Raw genomic sequence first — 18,055 nt, 5'->3', positions numbered from 1 at the left:
CGTGCTGGCTGGGCGCTCGTTGCTGGGTGCCAAGCACACCTTGTTCCCAACGAAGGGAGCAGAGCACGTGGACACGATCACAGGCTTAGCAACAGACGAACGCTCGGCGCGCATCCTCCTCACGACGATCTCTGAGCCAGGCGATGCGAGAACAGGCACATTGCTGCGTCGCCTCGGCGGAGTCGAAACTCTCCGGCTCCTCGACACGGAGACCATTGCGCCCGGCCTGGATGAAGCGACCACCGAAGTGTGGCGCTCTCAACTCAACGCCCGTGCCGACCTGCCTGCGGCGCGGAACTCGTTGGATAGCTTGGATGCCGGTCGTATCACTGTGCTCGTTCCCGGTGATGATGATTGGCCGGCGGGGTTTGCTGAGTTGGCGGATCAGGCACCGTATGCGCTGTGGGTCGATGGCGAATCGAGCATCATGTCTCGTCCGACGGATGATTTCGTCACGATCAGCGGTGCTCGCGCCGCGACCAGCTACGGAGAGCATGTCGCCTCGATGCTGGCTTCTGACCTTGCCGCGCACAGCCGCGTGGTCGTTGCCGGTGCCGCGTACGGGATCGATGGTGCCGTACACCGGGCAGCACTCGCCAGCGACGGCGCGACTGTGGCGGTGCTTGCCAGCGGCGTGGATCGCCCGTACCCGTCTGGGCATCGCGACCTCATCGAACGGATCGCTCAGCGCGGTGCCGTGGTCAGCGAGATACCGCCGGGCGGCTCGCCAACAAGGTGGCGGTTCGTCCAACGATCCCGGTTGCTGGCGGCGATGTCGTCCGCGACGGTCATTGTGGAGGCTGGGGTGCGTTCGGGGTCGCTGGGCGTCGCCGAGCAGGCCAGGAATCTTCAGCGTCCCGTGGGTGCGGTTCCCGGACCGATCACCAGCGTCACCAGCGCGGGACCGTTGCGCCTGATCCGAGACCACGGTGCCACGGTCATCACCGGCGGCGAAGACGTACTCGCGCTCACCAACCGTTCTCACTCTGTTGGCGGTCAGGGTCTCGATGCTCAACATCCTGGGGTTCAACGTGGGCAGTCCGCACTGCCGCCCGCGCGCGGATTGGGCCTGTAGCTCGCCTTGAGCGTCCTGCGGTGACGCTTATCGTTCCGTGAGGTCGTCGCCGTAGAGCGTGTTGAGGTCTGTCTCGGCAAAGAGGAGCATCTTGTCGCGGATGTCGTCGTCGGTGACGGGGCCGCTGACGATACCGGCGGCGACGTGGATGGTGAGTCCGGCTTCTTCGAGGAGGTTGGAGTTCTTCAAGTTCGCCAGTGGCGTGCGGCCCAGGCGGGAGAGGTCGCATACGACGACCTCGGTGGCACCGTTGCTGGCTGCCGTGCTGAGCACGTCCGACAGGCCTGGACCGGGGTGTCCGTACTCGGAGACGAAGCCGACCTCGGTGAGGCCGACTTCGCGCAGGTAGGAACGGCAGAGCTTGCGTTGCTGTTGTACCTGCTGCGCCGAGCTGCCTGCGGAGCGCGCGTAAATGATCGCGTTGCTCATCAACGCCCTCCCGCCAAAATAAGGTCGGTCTCCTGTGCGTCTTGCTCCGTCTTCTCCGCTTTGCGGATGGCGCGATGTTGGGCGTATTCGTGGGCGCGGGCTCGTGCGAGCAGGACGAGGCTGATGGGGCCGATCCAGAGCATCTTCAACGCTGACCAGATCGCGACGAACACGAAGAGGTTGAGCCAACCGGGACCGTCGTTCTGGGCGGCGGTGCTCAGCAGGTAGGCGACACCGAGGTACGGGATCGCGAGCAGCATCGCTGGCATGCCCCACTTCAACCCCCGCCGGGTGCGGATCGCGTCGAGAAGGATGTTGGACGGCATGTAGCGTCGCAGGAAGTAGCGGACTTGGACGCTGGCGGCCCAGAGTAGGCGGATCATCGTGGTGTTCCTCTCCATCGCACGGTCTGATAGACGAGGCGTGCGTTGAAGAGTGACCCGAGGGCCTGCCGCGTGCGGCGCGTTAGCGAGGGAATCTGCCTCGTGTTCGAGTCTACGCCGGAGCCCGGACGTTGCGGAAGAGCCCGACTTCCTCAGCTTGGGGAAGCGAGGTTAGTAGAGTGGGTGTCATGTGATCACCACGGCTGACCTCATCGGTAGACGTGAAAGCTCTCATCGATGAGGAGGACGTGTTGCCAGAAGCCGACCAGAGCGAGGCGGCGGACTCGACCGCCTTTCCGCCGGAGATCCTTCAACGCATCTCAGACGCAGCAGGCAGCCGTGTGGTACTCGTTGTCGGTGCTGGTGTCTCGATGGAGAAGCCGACCGGTTTAGCGAGCGGTGCATACTACTCCCGCGAAGCCCATCGACGACTTGTTAACGATGGAGTTCTGAACGAGGGAGAGTGCACAGATCCCGACGATCTCTCGGTTCTTGCCGACCTTCTCTACGACAAGTTCGGATCACAGACTGCACTCACGAGTCGTTTGCCGAAAGAGGCCTGGCGGACGGCAGCCCCTAACTCTGGGCATCTCATCGCGGCCGCCTTGCTCATCGAAGGTGCGCTTCGGCATGTGATCACCCTGAACTACGACCTGGCTTTCCAACACGCCGTGACCGAGCTGGGTAACAGCACGAACATTACGTTCGTAGAAGGTCCCGACGAGCATGCAAGCCTTGCCTCGCACTCCGTGGTGCATCTTCACCGAAGCGTCAATCAACCCGAAGAAACTTGGGTACTCAGAAAGAGAGCGCTCGATACAGACTGGGCTGCAGAGTGGGAGAGCGTAATCGCCGCAGCAAATCTCTCCGCCCCAGTCGTCATATTCGTCGGCTTGGGCAGCCCCGCCAATGTTCTCACCGAGAGCGTCAGCAACCTAGCCGCCAAAGCACAATCTTCCTACTACCTGGTCGATCGCAATCAAGACTCGAAGTTCCACGAGGCTTTGAGCGCGAACCTCACAGGTATGGTCAACCTCTACTGGGGTGACTTCATGTCGAGACTCGCTCAGAGAGTAGCGCTCGAACAACTGCAACGGATCCGTGACACGCATAATCAGATGGTTGGCGATGACCCCGACATGGCATTGCGCCAGTCGGAAGACATCGTAACCCCTATCGAAAAGATCGAGCTTCTGGACCTCGGTCGCGCGAGAGCTACCTGGCTCCTTGGCCCGTACCCCTACGCCGGGGAGGGAGATACCGCGAACCAACGGCAGATCGCACACCTCCTGGTGGCAACAGATCACATGACGGCAGCGCTCGCAGCAAGTCCTCCTGAGCTGGACGATCACGGCAGGCTCACAATCAGGACCGATGCGGGCTCAACGCTCGTCTTTGGGCTTGCGCATGGTGGAGGCACCATCGCTTGGAGCGCTATCAGCGCCAAGATCCGTGAGCGTAACAACAGTCTGGCCCCTCAGCTACGAACGAATCTGGTCGTGGTCGCTGGTGCGAGAACCACGCACACGCCAACTGTTGATGACCTGGTTCGAGAGAACACGACAGGTGATCTCATCAGAGGTGCCGACAGCATCTACCCGATCTTCGCAGACGATTACCTAGGACGGCCCGCGGCACATCTGCGGTCAGCGGTTGAGGAGCTACGACGATGACCAAGGCGGTTGTAACGAACGAACTTCTTCTCACCGAGATCACACGCCTACTCGCAGAGTCTGAGATCATCCGCGTGGACAACGAACGCCACCCATCCTGGCCCGTCGGATCGATGGCTTTTGAAGACGAGTACTCGGTGATTGCCATATGGACATTTGAGTCGGTTGAAGAGCTCGTCGCCGGATGGGGTGCGGCACAAGATCACGTAGTCGATTTCCTGGGCGCGAACGTCATTGCGACCGACCCGAAGTCATGGGACGGATATCTCATCCTCGTTGCCATGGATGGTGTCCCGGAGGAACTTGCTGCCGAGTTGAGCTCCATACGATCCGACACGCGACGCGTACGCAAGTTGGTGCTTACAGCAGACGATCTGCCAACTCGCGTCACAGATCCGCTTGAATTGACACCTCAAGTTCGGAGAACACTGGCACCGATTCTCGACCTTGATCTCGACACCACGCCGGGGAGAGCTGACCCCTTGGCCACGCTACCTTCGCGCATCGCGGGGTCCCTCAGCGGTAGTAACGCTCATCTCGATGTGGTCATTGCCGCATACGAGGCAGGCGACTCTCCCCTTGAAGCGCTCCATGAACGATTGATCGCAACCCAGCGGACAGGGACAGATGCACCATGAGAGTCACCGGAATAACCATCGCAGGGTTCGGCGGAGTCTCCGGCGAAGTTGACATCGACCTCGACGCAGACGTTGTCATCGTCGTCGGCGCGAATGGGTATGGCAAGACGACTATCTGCAACGCGATCTCATGGGCGATCTCGGGCAAGACCTCCAGCACGCAGGGCCCCCGAAACCTCTACAGCAAGTCGGGGACCACGGCGGTTGAGCTGCGAACCGACTTCGACGGTGACGGCGTTGTCATCACAAGGTCGCTGGAAAACCCGGACGAGACGGACGCCAAGAAACTGCGCGCTCCACTTCGAGTCCGCGTCAACGACCAGTCACTTCGTGGCACGGACGCTGAGTCATGGCTCCGCCAGAATCTAGCGGGCACCGATACGAACGAGGACTTCGCCACACTTGCGCAGTCGTTCGTGGACTCGATCTACCTGAAGCAAGAGTCGCTGCGCGAGTTTCTGACCGGGCGCCAAGACACGGAACGGTTCGATGCGGTGGCAAGCATGGTGGGTGCCGGGCGTCTACGCGAGTTCGCAGATGAACTTCAATCGCACAAGCGAGCATGGGTTCGCGCGGTCAACCAGGCCGATGCGGCACTCGAGGGCGATCGCGCAAAGCTCGACGACCTCGCAACCTCGTTGTCCGTGCTTGAAGCCGAGATCACCAGAGCGAATGCGGCCGAGGTGACCGCTCGATGGCAGACGTGGCGTAACGACGTTGTGGCGCTTGGGCTTGTCGCGACCCAGGACATTGAGGACCTGGAGCCGAGTGAGAGCGCGCTGACAAAGCTGCGCGCTGCCCTGAACCAGGAGCGCAGCACAATCGAGCAAGATGAGGCCGCCTTGCTTGCGACTCAGGCAGAACTGAGCGTGCCGCTCCCTGAAGGTCCGGCAGACGCCGAGGTCGTCGAAGTTGAGCGTCAAGTTGCTGATCTGACGGCTGAAAAGGATGAGGCTGAGCGCGACGTCCAGCAACTTCGCGTCGCAGTTGGAGAAGCAGACGCGGCACTTAGACAGGCAAGCTCTGTCCGCGAAGAGCTGGCAAGCATGGCGTCTATTTTGCTCCGTCACGTGGCTGACAACTGCGCAGCCTGTGGCCAAGAAGTTGACCAAGAGGCGTATCGTCGGCGCCTCGAAGGCATCGCAAACGAGACAGAAAATGCGGCCCTCAGAGAAGGGGCGGATCTACAACGGACAAACCTTCAAACCGCAGAAGAGCGCCTGGGGGAACTGTCACTCCACCTCAAAACCGCTTCTGATCAGCACCGCACCATGCTCGAACGCCGCGCGTCAGCGCTCGCCGCGAAAGAGCATCGAGAGAGCCGAGTGAAGGAGGTGCTGACCAGCTTCCTCGAAGATCAGCTCGCCTCGTCACCAGAGCCAGGCAACGAATTCTCACGACTGACCGCGGAACTGGAGCGTGTAGCGAGACGGAAGTCTCAGATCGCGCGAGCATTGGAGGCGGGACGCGAGTTCGATGCGGCAGCCTCACTGGACTCGTCAAAGATGCGACGCAATCGAATCGAGATCGAGTCCGAAGCACTCCGAAACTCATTGGTGTCTAAGGAGCAAGACATCGTCGATCGGCGCCACACGAATGACGTCGCCACCGCGCTTCTAGATGCAGTCAAGGCGGACGCGGAGACGTTTGTTGCCGACCGTTTGAAGCAACTAAAACCTCTCCTGCGTCAGTTCTACGCAGCGATCGATCCGCACCCAACATTTCGATCTGTTGAGATCACCACACGCCAGTTTGGTGGGAAGCACCGACTCACGCCGATGTTGCGCGACGATGAGGTTCAAGTCGATGTCACGGAGCCCGGAGAGACGCTATCCACATCGCAAGCGAACGCACTTGCTGTCTCCTTGTTCCTCTCTTTCAACCTCGGCTTCGCTCCTACTCACGTGAAGTCATTGATTCTCGACGATCCGCTCCAGAACCTGGACGACGTTCATCTTCTCGGCCTGGTTGACCTACTTCGCAAGATTCTTCCTCATCGCCAACTGATCGTCACAACCCACGATCATGCCTTCGCCTCGTTATTAGCGAGGAAGCTTCGTCCGGTAAGCGAAGACTTCCGAACCACCTACGTCCGCTTTACGAAGTGGGATCGCAACGGGCCCGGTGTCGAGCAATGGGATGTTCCTGCTGAGACCAGCCCGATGAAGCTAGTCGCGCCGTAGCGAACAACAGCCGATTGCGCCCCGACCGTCTCGGTGCACATCGTGCGGCACAACAGCAGGAGGATCTATGCGTGCAGCGTTAATTGAACTTCGCAACTCTAGCGCTGCCATGAAGCGGCTACTGCCGACATATATAGAGTCTGCACGCGAAGGTGTGATGCTTGATTCTGCGATCGGCGAGGTTAGCACTGTGGTTCGAGCTCTGCGAAGCTCTCTTGATAAAACTGCAAATCGTATCTACCTCGATACGCATGGAAGACCTGGTCGCCGAACATATTTTCCTCTCACCGATGACCCGTCTAAATTCGACAGCCTGCTAGAAAGCAATATTCCTGGGCTACCGCTTAGAGCGCCTATGGTTGCAGACGCAATTCGAACCTGTCAGCCATTCGTTCCCGAGTTCTCATGCCTAGCCCTTCTCCCCGGTTTGTATCGCGTGAATACTCACCACGGATTCGAACTGCAGGATAGGAGACCTTTCGTAGAAATTCGTGATTCTCCCGAGGGTTCCGAAAAGGATGAAAGAAGATGGGCTCACGATGAGCACACTTGGCCGGGTGTGATCATCGAAAGGAAGACTTGGACAATCCTCGGGAGAGGGGATTTTTCGGACGCTGACGTGGACTATCGCCAGGATTGGTACTTCGAACAAACGGGCAATTCTGTATTCGGCACACTCCTGGGCCTTCACAATGCGACGGTCAAAGCAATCGGAGCCATCTCCACTGCTAGGAACAAACCCCTTGAAGCCTTCGACTTCGCTTCGGTTTCTGTTCGAGTGGGGTTTGCTTAGATCCGTGACATGCGGGCACCGGAGAGGCAGCGTTACCTCCGCTAGGCACCTCAGAAGAATTCCGACTCGCCCGTATAGAACAACGTGCCGAAAGCACTCGGACAAGCTACCGATCACAAACCCCTAGCCGGCCCCTCCCGTCGAACCGTCCGCGACGGATCTTCACGCCCGTCTGCGTCATTGAGATCTCGGAGTCGTGCGAGGGAGGCTTTCGCGCGGGCAACGTCGATCTTCTGGGCTTGGGACTGAGGCTCGGCTCCGAGCGGTGACGATCCTGTGATCTGGTAGCGGTCGCGGTACGCGGCCACGGTGCGGGCGTGATGTCGCCAGGCTTGCCGCTTGCGCGGATCATCCGGCGTCGGCCCGAGCGTGGCAATCCAAGGCTCGGCCTCACTGAGAGCGGAGTCGAGCACGGCGTCGGCACGGGTCTCGATGAGTTCCCGCCGCTCATCAAGGGCTTGCCGCAGGTCTTCGCCCATCGTTCCGTGGGCGGAGGGAATCAGGCCGACGATCAGGCGGGGCGGTTTCTGCGTGCGGCCGGAGCCTGCGGGGCGTTCGGTGGCACGGGCGACGCGGTAGTGGAGGACGGAGGCTATGTCGTCGGCGTCCTCGAACCCTCGTGCCCGCACAAGCCTCGGCAACAGGGCCGCCATGTCGTGATGGTTCGCTTCTGCCCGTCGCAGCTCCGCGATGAGCGCGCCGAAGGACTCCGAGCTGAGCGCGGATTCCGTCTGCTCCGGCGAGAGGCCCGAAGCCTGGATGAGGTTTGCCCATCGGTCGTGTTGGGCGGCTTGGGCGATGGTTTCGTACTCGGCCGCGAGCTGCGCGATCGACCCCCACCGTTCGTGTTCGGCGGTGATCGTCTCGTGCGCGGAGAGTTCAGCGCCGACGTGCTGCAGGACCCCGTAGAGCACAGACCTGGCGGTGGCGTCGGGGTTCTCGCTCGGGTGCGCTTGCTCGTGGGCCTCGTCGGGTTGGTCGATGGCGACGTAAGCATGGTTCGCGTGGCGGCCGCGGGTCATGGAGACGTAGAAGTTCTCCCGTGTCGACCGGGCAGTTGCCACCGTGTGCGCTGTGTCGGTGGTGATTCCTTGCGCCCTATGCGCGGTCACTGCATATCCCAGATCCACAAATTCAGAAACGTAAGCAGTCGGGAGCACGATCGCACCGCCGAACCTCCGGTTGGTGGGGCGGATGGTGATGGAGCCATCGTCACGAACGCGGGTGATCTTCCATCGGTCACCGTTGCGCACCCAGGCCGCGCCGCTGCGGAGTCGTCGGTCGTTGTGGCGCGTGATGATCGTGTCACCGACACCGGCCAGGGTACCGTCGTTGAGTTCCACTTCCTTCGAGGGGCGGAGGGCGCCGTCGAGGATCAGATCAGCACGGGCACGATTGTTCAGCGTGGTGACGGTCTGGCCGCTCTCAGCGATCAGCACCGATACCTGCCCGTGCTGGGTGTCGGTGCGCCAGGCGTTGTAGGCGGCATCGATCATCGCCTCTTCCTCACCACCGTGGATGCGGCCCTGTTCGAGGTAGATGTCGATGACCTCGGTGCGTCCGTGCCGCAAGCTCAGAGAGGCGATCTTCTCCCACTCGTTGGTGAACCGGTGAATATCGACCAGCTCGGGAGCATCATCACGGTCGGAGACGAGGAGGTTGAACGCGCCGCCGGCGTCGACGGATTGGAGTTGGGCGTAGTCACCGACGAGCAGCACCTTCGCCCCGGACTGCTCGGCCAGTGCGGTGATGCGGTCGAGTGAGTGGGTGCCGGCGAGGGATGCTTCATCGATGATGACGAGCTGACCAGCGGTGAAGGTCGTGCCGTGGATGAGGTGGTTCTGCCACCACTTCGCTGTGTTCTCGGTCGCGATTCCCAGATCCTCACCCAGCACTCCCGCCGCGACCGACGACGGCGCAAGCCCGACCACGGAGCCCTTGCCGTGTCTGGTCTCCCATGCCCGGCGCAACGCGGACATAGCCGTTGTCTTTCCTGCCCCGGCAGCGCCGACGAGGACATCGACCACACGACCAGAGACGGCGATCGCCGACAGTGCTGCGGCTTGTTCGTCGCTGAGCATCCGCCCCTGAGCACCAGGCTGCCTGGTGACCTTCTCCACCGTCTCCAACGGCACTGTCGGTGCGGTCAAGGATCGGGAGCGTTCCAGGAGGCGGTCTTCGGCGGCGAGGAGATCTTCGGAGGAGAACACGGTGGAGTTTGCAGGCCGAAACCTGCTCGTGCCGCCATCACGCTGGAACAGCACAGGGCTCGAAGCCAACTCCGGCGGAGTCAACCGCAACGACCCTTGCTCGGCGGCGTCCGCGATCATCCCGGTGATCGCTTCCCGGTCCCGTGTGGAGGCGAACCGCCACCCCATGAGTTGCCGGGAGGCTTCGGTGTGCAGGTTCCAGCGCCGCCAGGTGGAGCGCTTCTCGCCGACCTCCCACACCACGACCTGAGCGACCTCGGCAATCAGATCGAGGGGAACATCGTCGGCGCGCAGCATCGGCGGGGTTGCGTCGGGGGTTGCGGTGACCGTGCGTGCCCATCCGGTCGCATCCGTGCCGAGAATCGTTCCAGCGCGGGCACACCAGTTCTCGGTGAGCTCGGCCAGTGAGTGGACGTGTTTTTCGGGGCGGGTGGCGAGGGTTGCTTGCGCCCGCAACTTCAGGACCGTCGCCGCACTCGGCTGCTTCCTGTGCTGCTGGACGTAGGCGTCGATGAGGCGGTTCTTCTCCTCATCGATCTGCCGCGCCCGCGTCGAAAACTCCACCACCAACGACTCCGGCACCGACGCGATCGCCCACGCAGGGTTACGATCCCTGCCCATATCGCGCGGCTCCCACGAGACACCGAACGTCCGGGTCATGTGGTCAGCGAAGACGGCCTCGTGCAACTCGGAGAGCGCGACGACCGCGGCGTGGAGGGGGCGGCCGTCGAGGGATCTCCACTTGCCGTCTTGCGCCGTCTGAACCTTGTTGCTGATGACAACGTGCGTGTGCAGGTGAGGATCGCCGGCGCGGGAATCGTAGTGGTCGAACGCGGTAGCGATCACCCCAGTCACATCGACCTGGGCTGCGGCACCGTCGGGACCGGTTGCACCGACACGGGTAGTTGCAACCTCCCGTTCGATGAACGCAACCACCTCCGCAACCGCCGCATAATGCGCATCCGCGATCAACGCCTGCGTGCCAGCATCCGCAACCGCCCACAACACCGACGCCGACTTCGGAACGCTGAACGTGTAATCGAACCCCGCCACCGCACGACGAGTTGTGCGGGCGTTCTCCTCCGCTTCAATCAGCGCGACCTGCTCCCGCCGCTCAGTCGGAGCCAACCCAGAATCAAGAGCATCAGTTCGGGCCTCGATGCGCTCCGAGACGGTGGCGTAGGCGGGATAGGCACGACCCAACGGATCGCCGGTGATCGGGTCACGACCCATGCCCACCAGGAGCTGAAGCTGTGCCTCCGAAACCTCCTCACCACTGACGATCCGGCCGCCACCGAGCGTGGGAAGGCCTGAGCCCATCCACCGGCCCGGCGGTGAACCCTTCTCCGCGTAATAGCGCGTCAACGGAGTCGAGAGGGAACGGTCGCCATCGGCGGCAGCGACGGTACGCAGCAGGTACTTGTAGCCGTCACCAGCACTCATCACCCGCATCGAAACCGTCACCGGAGTTCTCCTCTCGGAGCACAGGTGAGCTCGGTCCCGCAGGGTCAAATCAGAGTGGATTCGCGGGTCTAAAAACCTCATCTGCAAGACGCGTGGCATCTCAAAACGCGGGCCGGAAGCGGGAGCCGGAATCGCGGCTCCCGTGAGGCGATCAGTAGCAGTGGAGATGGCGGACTGAGCGCACCTGGCAGGTGACCTGAACGGTGACAGAACTCCAACGTGGAGCCCGGCCAAGGTTACGGACCAGGCGGAGCCACGATGCACGATCAACAGGCCACAAACCCCGATCAGCCGCTGCGCGTCGGGTCGCTGTTCGCCGGATACGGCGGCCTCGGTCTCGCCGTCGAACAGGTCTTTGGTGCTGAGACCGTCTGGTTCTCCGACGTCAACGATCCGGTCGCCCGCGTCTTCGCCCATCACTGGCCCGACGCCCCCAACCTCGGCGACATCACCACCATCAACTGGCGTGATGTGCCCCCCGGTGGACATCCTCTGCGGCGGATTCCCCTGCCTCAATGTCAAGTTCGAGCGCCACGTTGTCGGCCGAGGGTAGCTTCCGACATCAAGGGTGCTCGGCACGTTCGTGTCTCGAAGACACTTCGTTAGCCTGGTGGCTATGGATGTGCGTGCGTCGGCGATCGGTAGCCTGCAATCCGCAGGCTGGCTGTTCGCCCCGGCACCTGTGGGAGCATGGCTCGCCCCTGCCGCACTCGGGCGAGCACACAGCTCCGTCGCTTCATGGGTCTCGTCCTTCTCTCGGCTGTCGAGCGCTGACGAAGCAACGTGGTTTCTCTCCACAGACGATTACGCCGGCACGACGATAGACGGATTCGCGTGGAATGAGTTCGAGACGATCAGCCTGCATGCAGCGTCGACCGATGAAGAGCGTGCCGCGGTCACCGACTTCTGGACCGAGCATTTCCCGATCCTGCTGTCGGTCCGAGGGCACTACGGCTATCTTGCCGTCCGACGAGATGGCGCAATCGTGCACGGCGAAGAGCCCGAGTTCGAGCAGACCAGAGTTGTCGCTTCGGACCTCGACAAGCTACTCGAGGTGATCAGTCTCCGCCCGACGCCCGACGCCCGGCGACGGACGGATCGAGTCGCTGCTGTTCGACGTCGTCTAGAGACGCTGCCGTCCGCCGGGCTGCAGCCAAGCCCGCGTCGGGACGACGTCCAGATGATTCAGGCAGCAAGGCCAGCGACTGGCCTGATCGCTTTGGTGGCTGCGTCACGATTCCGAAGCAGGGCGAACACCCGCCTGGCAAGGTGGCGCTTGAGCGCGCGGATCGCCTCGGTGTTCGAGTTACCGAGCGTTCGACGGGCGGCGAGGTAGTCCTGCGCGGTTGGGTGCATGCGCTTCTGAGTGATCACGATCCGGTGGATCGCGGCGTTCATTCGCCGAGGACGTCGGCGAAATGAGCGACTCGACGGCGCGATCCGGGCGGGACCCGACCGCGTGCGACCGGCGAGATACCAGCCATTACTGGAGAGAGATCTGCCTGAACTGAGCGCTGTCGGTTCCCAAGGGCCGCGCTCCTATTCGGCGGTTAGGGATGCGAGCAGGTCAAGTTTCTCGGCGTCTGCGCTGTGCTCAGCCGGGTAGTAGACGACAAGGACAAGGTCGTCGATCGGCATCTTCTCGCGGTGGAGGCGCAGCGCGCCGAGACTCGGATGATTGACAACTGCGGTGCCACCCGTGAGCTGCCGGATATCATGCCGAGCCCACAGTGTGCGGAAGCGTGCGCTGGCGAGCGAGAGCTCGCCGACGAGTTCGATGGCGCGCGGGTCATCGGTCTCGTCGCCGAGGGAACGACGGAAAGCAGCGATGAACTCGTCGACGGCTGTCTCCCAGTCCTCGTGGAAGTCGCGTTCGGCGGGGTCCAGCATTAACGAGCGCAGTCGGTTGTTCCCTGGCTCCAGGCGGGGGTTGAAGGCGATCGCGAACGGATTGGCAGCGAGGACGTCGAAGTAGCGGTTCTCGATGAACGCGGGCATGTTCAGCGCTGCGAGCAGGTCGCGCTGCCGGGCAGGTACCCGCTCAGCGCGCCCGGAGGCTTTCGCACGGCGGACACGAGGGCGGGGGCCGCCGAGGCTCATCAGGTGGTCGGCTTCGACCTCGTCGAGGCGCAACACCCTGGCGAGGGATTCCAGGACTTGCGGTGAGGGGTTCTTGTCGCGGCCACGTTCGAGCCGGAAGTAGTAGTCAGCGCTGATGCCGGCGAGCAGCGCAACCTCCTCCCGCCGAAGACCGGGGACTCGCCGCCCTGATCCGGCGGGGATGCCCGCCTGCTCGGGAGTGACCAGCGCACGGCGCGCGCTCAGGTACTCCCCGAGCCGGTTGTCGTTGTTGCCGTCCATGCGATCAACGGTAGCCATTCCCGACCGATCGAAAGGTGCCCTGTCAGGACGCGGATCAGCGGGGTCCTTCCTCGGCCCCGAGCATCGGCCGAGCATGGATGCATGCCGGCGATCGAGCCGGGACACCATCCGGCCCATAGTCGGAGACGGACACGTGAGGAAGCACATGGATATCAACGGACGTACCGTCCTGATCGTCGGAGGCACCACGGGAATCGGACGTGCCCTCGCCCAGCGATTCGTTGACGCGGGCAGCACGGTCGTTGTCGGCGGGCGCAACATCGAGCAGGTCGATGGCGTCGAGACGGTGCGCATCGACGTCACCGATGCGGCGTCGGTCGCTCAGGCGCGCGATGAGGTGCTGGCGAAGCACCCCGACCTTGACGTCGTCGTGACGATGTCGGGGGTCATGCTCACTGAGGATCTGCGCGACCCGGACCACATCGCCCAGGCCGAGACCACGATCTCGGTGAACCTGCTCGGCACGATCCGCGTGATCGATGCGTTCACCCTCCACCTGCTCGGCCGTGGCGCCGGTGACATCATGACCGTTTCCTCGGGCATCGGCTTCCTGCCGTTCCCGCTCATGGCGACGTACGGCGCGTCGAAGGCGGCCGTGCACTCGTACACCGAATCGCTGCGCGCGCACCTCACCGGCACTGGCATCGGCGTGACCGAGCTGATCCCACCGGCCGTCGCCAACGCCGGCCAGGAGAAGCTCAACCCGAATGCCCTGCCCATGGGCGACTTCCTCGACGAGGTCATCGGGCTGCTCACCCAGAACCCGACTCCGAAGGAGATCGTTGTCGAGCGTGCCAAGCCCCTTCGCTGGGCTGAGCACGACGATACCTACCAGGAACTCCTCGCCGCTCGATCCCAGGCGCTCAGTAACCTCCCCGGACGCTGAGCTGGAGCAGCAGCGTCCCGGATCATCCGGGGCCGTCGCTTGTGGCGGCAAGGAGCGCAGTGATGGCGTCGCTGATCGGTGTGGGGATGTCGTGTCTGCGCGCGAGACGCGAGATGACGCCGTTGCGGATATCCCATTCAAGTGGTCTGCCCGCTTCCCGGTCGGTGAGGATCGAGGTGCTCATATCGGCGGGGAATGCTTGGAAGCGGGCCAGGATCGCGGCGGGCGTATCCTCACCGAGGACTGCTCCTTCGGCACGCGAGACGGCCAGGCACTCTGCCAGGTAGGCAAGCGTCAAGTACGCGAAGTCAGGGCGGTTGAACACGCCGGCGCGCCGGCCGGTGAGTGCCATGAGCCCGGCGGCGGCGTTCTGGAGGAGTTTGCGCCAGGCGAGGGTGGTGAAGTCGCCCGCGAGTTCGACCTGGCAGCGCGTGTCGCGCAGGACGTCCGCGATGCGCTCCGCTTCCGGTGATGCGGGAAGCGTCAGCCGGGGCTCGCCCCGCAGGAGGATGGTGCCGTCTTCCTGCGACTGCGCCGGGAACCAGACGACCGCGGGGACGACCTCTACTCCCTCAGGAACGTGGGGTCGAACGGCAGCGATTTGCTCGACGCCGTTCTGCAACACGCAAACCACAGTCCCGGGGCCGCACAGGGCACGCAGCCAGGGGGCTGCCGCAGCGGTCTGGGTTGCCTTGACCGCCAGGAAGAGCACATCCGCCTTCTCGGGCTGCGCAGCGGGATCGGTGCGCACGGGGCCGGGGACGACGATCCGGCGGTCGCCGTCGATCAGGGTGAGTTCCGTTCGCGGCGTACGACCATAGAGCGCCGGCGTGCTGCCCGCCTCATGCAGAAGCGCTGACACCGTCGTACCGATAGCCCCCGGACCCACCACACCAACCCGTATGCGCTCTCCGGAGGAGCCGCGCCGTTGCTCTGTCACCATGCTGCAATGTTACGTTATTACCCGTGACAAGATCCTCAAGTAATGCAGTTTCGGCAGCAGAGGACCCACTGCGCCGCTGGCTCGGAACGGTTCAGGCGCGGAGCGCGGGCCTGGTGGCAAGCGAGGCGAAAGTTGTCGGCCTCGTACTGAAGGACCCGTTGTTCGTGGGGAGGAGCACGACGGCGCAAGTCGCCGAGCGAGCAGGAGTCTCGGCACCAAGCGTGATCCGTGCCGCCCGCGCAATCGGATTCTCGGGCTTCGCCGAACTGAAGCTGGAAATCGCCCGCGCTCGCGGAACAGCGGAGTTCTTCGCCCCGCCACACACGCTCACGAGCACCGATTCGACGCGCACGATCATCGACACGACAGCGCGCACAGGGATCGACGCGCTCACCGCCCTGGGCGGCGCGATCGACCCGGACGCTCTCGACCAAGCGGTCTCCGCGATCCGTGGCGCTGGGCAGCTCCTCGCCTATGGCGCGGGCCCTTCGGCGACGGTCGCGGCTGATGTCGTGTTCCGGCTGCGTTCGCTGGGCGTGCGGACATCGGGGGTCGCCGATCACGAGTCCGCGATGATCGCGGCACGCCTGCTCGACCCCGGCGACGTCGTCGTCGCCGTCAGCTCCACCGGCCGCACCGACATGACGGTCGCGATTGCGGACGCCGCCGCGTCCGCCGACGCGACGGTCATCGCCATCACCAACCAGTACGGCACGCCACTCACCGATGTGTCCACCGTCGCACTCGTCGTGGGCGGCGCGCCGCTCACGACGCAGATGGCCGCTGCCGGGAGCCGCCTGGCGCAGCTCGTCGTCGTCGACGCTCTCGCAGCCGCACTGGCACTGCGCGATCCCGACCGCGTCTCGCGCGCGGAACGGGCCGGGATCGACCTGCCCGACATCACCTGATGCCGCCAGCCACCGTCGCGATCGTCCTCGTCGCCGCAGTCGCCCACGCCGGCTGGAACCTCGTATCGAAGTACAAGAAGGGCGACACGCTGCTGTTCGTGGGCGCCTACACGACCGCTTCCGCACTCCTGTGCCTTCCCCTCGCGATCGGTGCCGCCATCACCGGTTCGCAGCCGATCACCTGGACCCTGGCCGCCGCCGCGGCCGTGTCCGCCGCCCTGCACCTGACGTACTCGCTCACCCTGCAGGCAGGCTACGACCGAGCCGACCTCGGAGTCGTCTACCCGATCGCCCGCGGCGTGGGGCCGCTGCTCACCATCGTGATCGCTATCCTCCTGCTCGGAGAACGCCCCACGGCACTGGCGATCATCGGAGCGCTCGCCATCCTCGCAGGCATCGTCGTCGTCACCGGCAACCCCTTTCAGAGAACGGGCACCCGCCCCCTCCGCGGCATCGCATGGGGCACTGCCACCGGGGCAACGATCGCCGCCTACACGCTGTGGGACTCGTTCGCGATCGGCTCCATCGGACTCGCCCCAGTCAGCTACTACACCGGCACGCTCGTCGTCCAGGTCGTGTTCATGGCTCCGGCCATCATCAGACGCCGCACAGCGTTCGCGAACACCCTCCGCGTCAATCGCGCGTCTATCGCCGCGGTCGCAGTGCTGTCCCCGCTCGCGTACATCCTGGTGCTGACAGCAATGCAAACCTCGCCCGTGGCGCTCGTCGCGCCACTGCGGGAGGCATCCATCATGATCGGCGCACTTCTGGCCTGGCGTCTCTTCGGCGAAGGGCACCTTGTCCGCCGGCTGATCGGCGCCGTGATCGTACTTGCCGGCATTGCCGCTATCAGCCTGTAGTACGCACTGCCAGGCTAGGTACGACTCAGCGACTTTCTCCGCGTTTGATCGCCTTTTCGCCGCTCTCAGCGCCCGGCGCTGTGGCCTGAGTTCCAACGTGGCGCTTCCAGCCTATGAGCGTGATGCGCGCGCGCTGCCGGATATCGCCGCTCTGGTTCAGAGTTTGGTAGCCCACGGTGATCGATCCACGATCGGGGCGGCTCTTCGACGGCGTGATCGTGTCGATTTGGGCAACGACCCTGAGTTCGTCATTCGGTCGTGTCGGGCTCGGCCATTCGATCTCCACGCCTTTGCCGATGATTCCTGTAGCCAAGGGCAAAGCCTGCGCGAGCAGCTTCATCGACAACGCAGCAGTATGCCATCCGCTCGCAGCGAGTCCTTCGAAGAAGCTGTCTCGGGCCGCCGTGGCAGAGAGATGGAATGCCTGCGGGTCAAACTGTTCGGCGAAGGCAATGATGTCCTCCTCGCGCAGGAGTACAACGGGCGAATGGAACTGCATTCCGACGGCGAGGTCGTCAAGCCAGAGGCCGTCTGGATTCGCAACATGCGAGCCGGGTGACGTCATCTTCCCGGTTCCTTGATCGAGCGATCTTCCGTCACGTCAACGTTGGTGGTGCGCTCTCGCGGTTGGCGTGAACGTGCGCGGTGCGCGGCGGCTTTCGCGCGGTTACCGCACTGACTCATCGAGCACCAGCGACGCTCTCGCGAACCAGACGGGAGCAGGTAGATCATGCGGCACTCCTCGCTCGCGCACTCCCGGAGTCGATGACGCACGTCAGGGCTTGCGAGGATCTCCAGCAGATCCCGAGCCGCGCGGGCGCACACCGCGCTGTGGCTGAGTGCCACCATCTGAGCTTGCGGTCCATGCGAAGTGTTCGCCAAGCGGGGCGGGGGAACATCGGCGCTGGCCCACCGCTCTATCCGCTGCACGGTGAACGATGACACGGGTCGCTCGTGTACGACCCCAGACAGCACTTCCCAGGCATGCTCGCGAAGCTCACGCAACTCCGTCAGCAGCGCTCCCCGATCCACGCTCGCGTCGACCTCGATACCTACGCCGACGAGCCACTGTTCCAGGGCCTCCTCGCCGTCGAGGCGCTCGACGCGATGCTCTTCGCCAGCGCCCCGCCGCCCGACGGTTGCGGTGAGGTTGAGAACGAGGGAGCCACCGTCGAAACGAAGCTTCCGCAGTGCCGTGCTGGTTCGAAGGTCGGTAGCCATGCAACTA

At 63.6% G+C, this 18,055-nt stretch carries 17 protein-coding genes; 10 read left to right on the top strand and 7 right to left on the bottom strand.

The genetic code is table 11. The features are described from left to right. Positions 1-67: 67 nt before the first annotated feature. The gene (locus tag ACQR35_RS12205) at positions 68-1,075 is read left to right on the top strand and encodes a DNA-processing protein DprA (protein ID WP_430270194.1); all 1,008 of its coding nucleotides are present in this window, start codon (positions 68-70) and stop codon (positions 1,073-1,075) included. Between the two features lie 27 nt (positions 1,076-1,102). Here the strand turns inward: ACQR35_RS12205 and ACQR35_RS12200 are convergent, their stop codons facing one another. Together ACQR35_RS12200 and ACQR35_RS12195 are read right to left on the bottom strand one after the other, a co-directional pair. Continuing rightward, positions 1,103-1,504, bottom strand: coding sequence for a recombinase family protein (locus tag ACQR35_RS12200; protein WP_430270193.1), 402 nt, complete (start codon positions 1,502-1,504; stop codon positions 1,103-1,105). Further along, positions 1,504-1,887, bottom strand: a complete 384-nt coding sequence (locus tag ACQR35_RS12195) for a sulfate permease (RefSeq protein ID WP_430270192.1) — start codon at positions 1,885-1,887, stop codon at positions 1,504-1,506. Before ACQR35_RS12195 ends, ACQR35_RS12200 begins: the two co-directional genes overlap by 1 nt. A gap of 221 nt (positions 1,888-2,108) precedes the next feature. On the opposite strand from ACQR35_RS12195, the gene ACQR35_RS12190 reads away from it, so the two are divergent. The 4 genes from ACQR35_RS12190 (at position 2,109) to ACQR35_RS12175 (ending at position 7,174) form a co-directional block, all read left to right on the top strand. Then, positions 2,109-3,560 (top strand): hypothetical protein, encoded by a 1,452-nt coding sequence (locus ACQR35_RS12190; protein ID WP_430270191.1) that lies wholly within the window; start codon positions 2,109-2,111, stop codon positions 3,558-3,560. Then, entirely contained in the window at positions 3,557-4,198 is a 642-nt protein-coding gene (locus ACQR35_RS12185) for a hypothetical protein (RefSeq protein ID WP_430270190.1), read from the top strand. Before ACQR35_RS12190 ends, ACQR35_RS12185 begins: the two co-directional genes overlap by 4 nt. Then, positions 4,195-6,381 (top strand): AAA family ATPase, encoded by a 2,187-nt coding sequence (locus ACQR35_RS12180; protein WP_430270189.1) that lies wholly within the window; start codon positions 4,195-4,197, stop codon positions 6,379-6,381. The genes ACQR35_RS12185 and ACQR35_RS12180 overlap by 4 nt, the downstream gene beginning before the upstream one ends. A 157-nt stretch (positions 6,382-6,538) precedes the next feature. After that, positions 6,539-7,174, top strand: coding sequence for a hypothetical protein (locus ACQR35_RS12175; protein WP_430270188.1), 636 nt, complete (start codon positions 6,539-6,541; stop codon positions 7,172-7,174). Positions 7,175-7,287: 113 nt separating this feature from the next. Here the strand turns inward: ACQR35_RS12175 and mobF are convergent, their stop codons facing one another. Beyond that, complete coding sequence (mobF, locus tag ACQR35_RS12170) at positions 7,288-10,836, bottom strand: MobF family relaxase (RefSeq protein WP_430270215.1); 3,549 nt, start codon at positions 10,834-10,836, stop codon at positions 7,288-7,290. Between the two features lie 270 nt (positions 10,837-11,106). On the opposite strand from mobF, the gene ACQR35_RS12165 reads away from it, so the two are divergent. Both ACQR35_RS12165 and ACQR35_RS12160 read left to right on the top strand, forming a co-directional pair. Further along, positions 11,107-11,454: a DNA cytosine methyltransferase gene (locus tag ACQR35_RS12165; RefSeq protein WP_430270187.1), complete on the top strand. Its 348-nt coding sequence runs from the start codon at positions 11,107-11,109 to the stop codon at positions 11,452-11,454. Between the two features lie 10 nt (positions 11,455-11,464). Continuing rightward, a complete protein-coding gene (locus tag ACQR35_RS12160) occupies positions 11,465-12,184 on the top strand; it encodes a hypothetical protein (RefSeq protein ID WP_430270186.1) in 720 nt (239 codons plus the stop codon). Positions 12,185-12,387: 203 nt separating this feature from the next. Here ACQR35_RS12160 and ACQR35_RS12155 read toward each other — a convergent pair whose 3' ends face one another. Next, positions 12,388-13,209 (bottom strand): helix-turn-helix transcriptional regulator, encoded by an 822-nt coding sequence (locus tag ACQR35_RS12155; RefSeq protein WP_430270185.1) that lies wholly within the window; start codon positions 13,207-13,209, stop codon positions 12,388-12,390. 166 nt (positions 13,210-13,375) lie between these two features. Between ACQR35_RS12155 and ACQR35_RS12150 the strand changes: the two genes are divergently transcribed. Then, the gene (locus tag ACQR35_RS12150) at positions 13,376-14,116 is read left to right on the top strand and encodes an SDR family oxidoreductase (protein ID WP_430270184.1); all 741 of its coding nucleotides are present in this window, start codon (positions 13,376-13,378) and stop codon (positions 14,114-14,116) included. A 22-nt stretch (positions 14,117-14,138) separates the two neighbouring features. On the opposite strand, the gene ACQR35_RS12145 is transcribed toward ACQR35_RS12150, so the two are convergent. Next, the gene (locus tag ACQR35_RS12145) at positions 14,139-15,059 is read right to left on the bottom strand and encodes an oxidoreductase (protein ID WP_430270183.1); all 921 of its coding nucleotides are present in this window, start codon (positions 15,057-15,059) and stop codon (positions 14,139-14,141) included. Positions 15,060-15,082: 23 nt separating this feature from the next. Between ACQR35_RS12145 and ACQR35_RS12140 the strand changes: the two genes are divergently transcribed. Both ACQR35_RS12140 and ACQR35_RS12135 read left to right on the top strand, forming a co-directional pair. Then, on the top strand, positions 15,083-15,967 hold the full coding sequence (locus ACQR35_RS12140) for a MurR/RpiR family transcriptional regulator (RefSeq protein WP_430270182.1): 885 nt from the start codon (positions 15,083-15,085) through the stop codon (positions 15,965-15,967). Beyond that, a complete protein-coding gene (locus tag ACQR35_RS12135; protein WP_430270181.1) occupies positions 15,967-16,827 on the top strand; it encodes an EamA family transporter in 861 nt (286 codons plus the stop codon). Before ACQR35_RS12140 ends, ACQR35_RS12135 begins: the two co-directional genes overlap by 1 nt. A 25-nt stretch (positions 16,828-16,852) precedes the next feature. On the opposite strand, the gene ACQR35_RS12130 is transcribed toward ACQR35_RS12135, so the two are convergent. Beyond that, positions 16,853-17,392: a MaoC/PaaZ C-terminal domain-containing protein gene (locus ACQR35_RS12130; RefSeq protein WP_430270180.1), complete on the bottom strand. Its 540-nt coding sequence runs from the start codon at positions 17,390-17,392 to the stop codon at positions 16,853-16,855. Next, on the bottom strand, positions 17,389-18,048 hold the full coding sequence (locus ACQR35_RS12125) for a CGNR zinc finger domain-containing protein (RefSeq protein ID WP_427817018.1): 660 nt from the start codon (positions 18,046-18,048) through the stop codon (positions 17,389-17,391). The genes ACQR35_RS12130 and ACQR35_RS12125 overlap by 4 nt, the downstream gene beginning before the upstream one ends. Between the last annotated feature and the right edge of the window lie 7 nt (positions 18,049-18,055).

Source organism: Pseudarthrobacter sp. J1738, from assembly GCF_050490315.1.
Taxonomy (GTDB): Bacteria; Actinomycetota; Actinomycetes; order Actinomycetales; family Micrococcaceae; genus JBNPEO01.
This window is presented reverse-complemented; position numbering and strand designations above follow the sequence as displayed.

Bases quoted from the DNA above. Each gene is read 5' to 3' on its own strand.
- ACQR35_RS12200 (WP_430270193.1), bottom strand. From the start codon at position 1,504: ATGAGCAACGCGATCATTTACGCGCGCTCCGCAGGCAGCTCGGCGCAG.
- ACQR35_RS12195 (WP_430270192.1), bottom strand. From the start codon at position 1,887: ATGATCCGCCTACTCTGGGCCGCCAGCGTCCAAGTCCGCTACTTCCTG.
- ACQR35_RS12185 (WP_430270190.1), top strand. From the start codon at position 3,557: ATGACCAAGGCGGTTGTAACGAACGAACTTCTTCTCACCGAGATCACA.
- ACQR35_RS12180 (WP_430270189.1), top strand. From the start codon at position 4,195: ATGAGAGTCACCGGAATAACCATCGCAGGGTTCGGCGGAGTCTCCGGC.
- ACQR35_RS12175 (WP_430270188.1), top strand. From the start codon at position 6,539: ATGCTTGATTCTGCGATCGGCGAGGTTAGCACTGTGGTTCGAGCTCTG.
- mobF (WP_430270215.1), bottom strand. From the start codon at position 10,836: ATGCGGGTGATGAGTGCTGGTGACGGCTACAAGTACCTGCTGCGTACC.
- ACQR35_RS12165 (WP_430270187.1), top strand. From the start codon at position 11,107: ATGCACGATCAACAGGCCACAAACCCCGATCAGCCGCTGCGCGTCGGG.
- ACQR35_RS12160 (WP_430270186.1), top strand. From the start codon at position 11,465: ATGGATGTGCGTGCGTCGGCGATCGGTAGCCTGCAATCCGCAGGCTGG.
- ACQR35_RS12155 (WP_430270185.1), bottom strand. From the start codon at position 13,209: ATGGACGGCAACAACGACAACCGGCTCGGGGAGTACCTGAGCGCGCGC.
- ACQR35_RS12150 (WP_430270184.1), top strand. From the start codon at position 13,376: ATGGATATCAACGGACGTACCGTCCTGATCGTCGGAGGCACCACGGGA.
- ACQR35_RS12145 (WP_430270183.1), bottom strand. From the start codon at position 15,059: ATGGTGACAGAGCAACGGCGCGGCTCCTCCGGAGAGCGCATACGGGTT.
- ACQR35_RS12135 (WP_430270181.1), top strand. From the start codon at position 15,967: ATGCCGCCAGCCACCGTCGCGATCGTCCTCGTCGCCGCAGTCGCCCAC.
- ACQR35_RS12130 (WP_430270180.1), bottom strand. From the start codon at position 17,392: ATGACGTCACCCGGCTCGCATGTTGCGAATCCAGACGGCCTCTGGCTT.
- ACQR35_RS12125 (WP_427817018.1), bottom strand. From the start codon at position 18,048: ATGGCTACCGACCTTCGAACCAGCACGGCACTGCGGAAGCTTCGTTTC.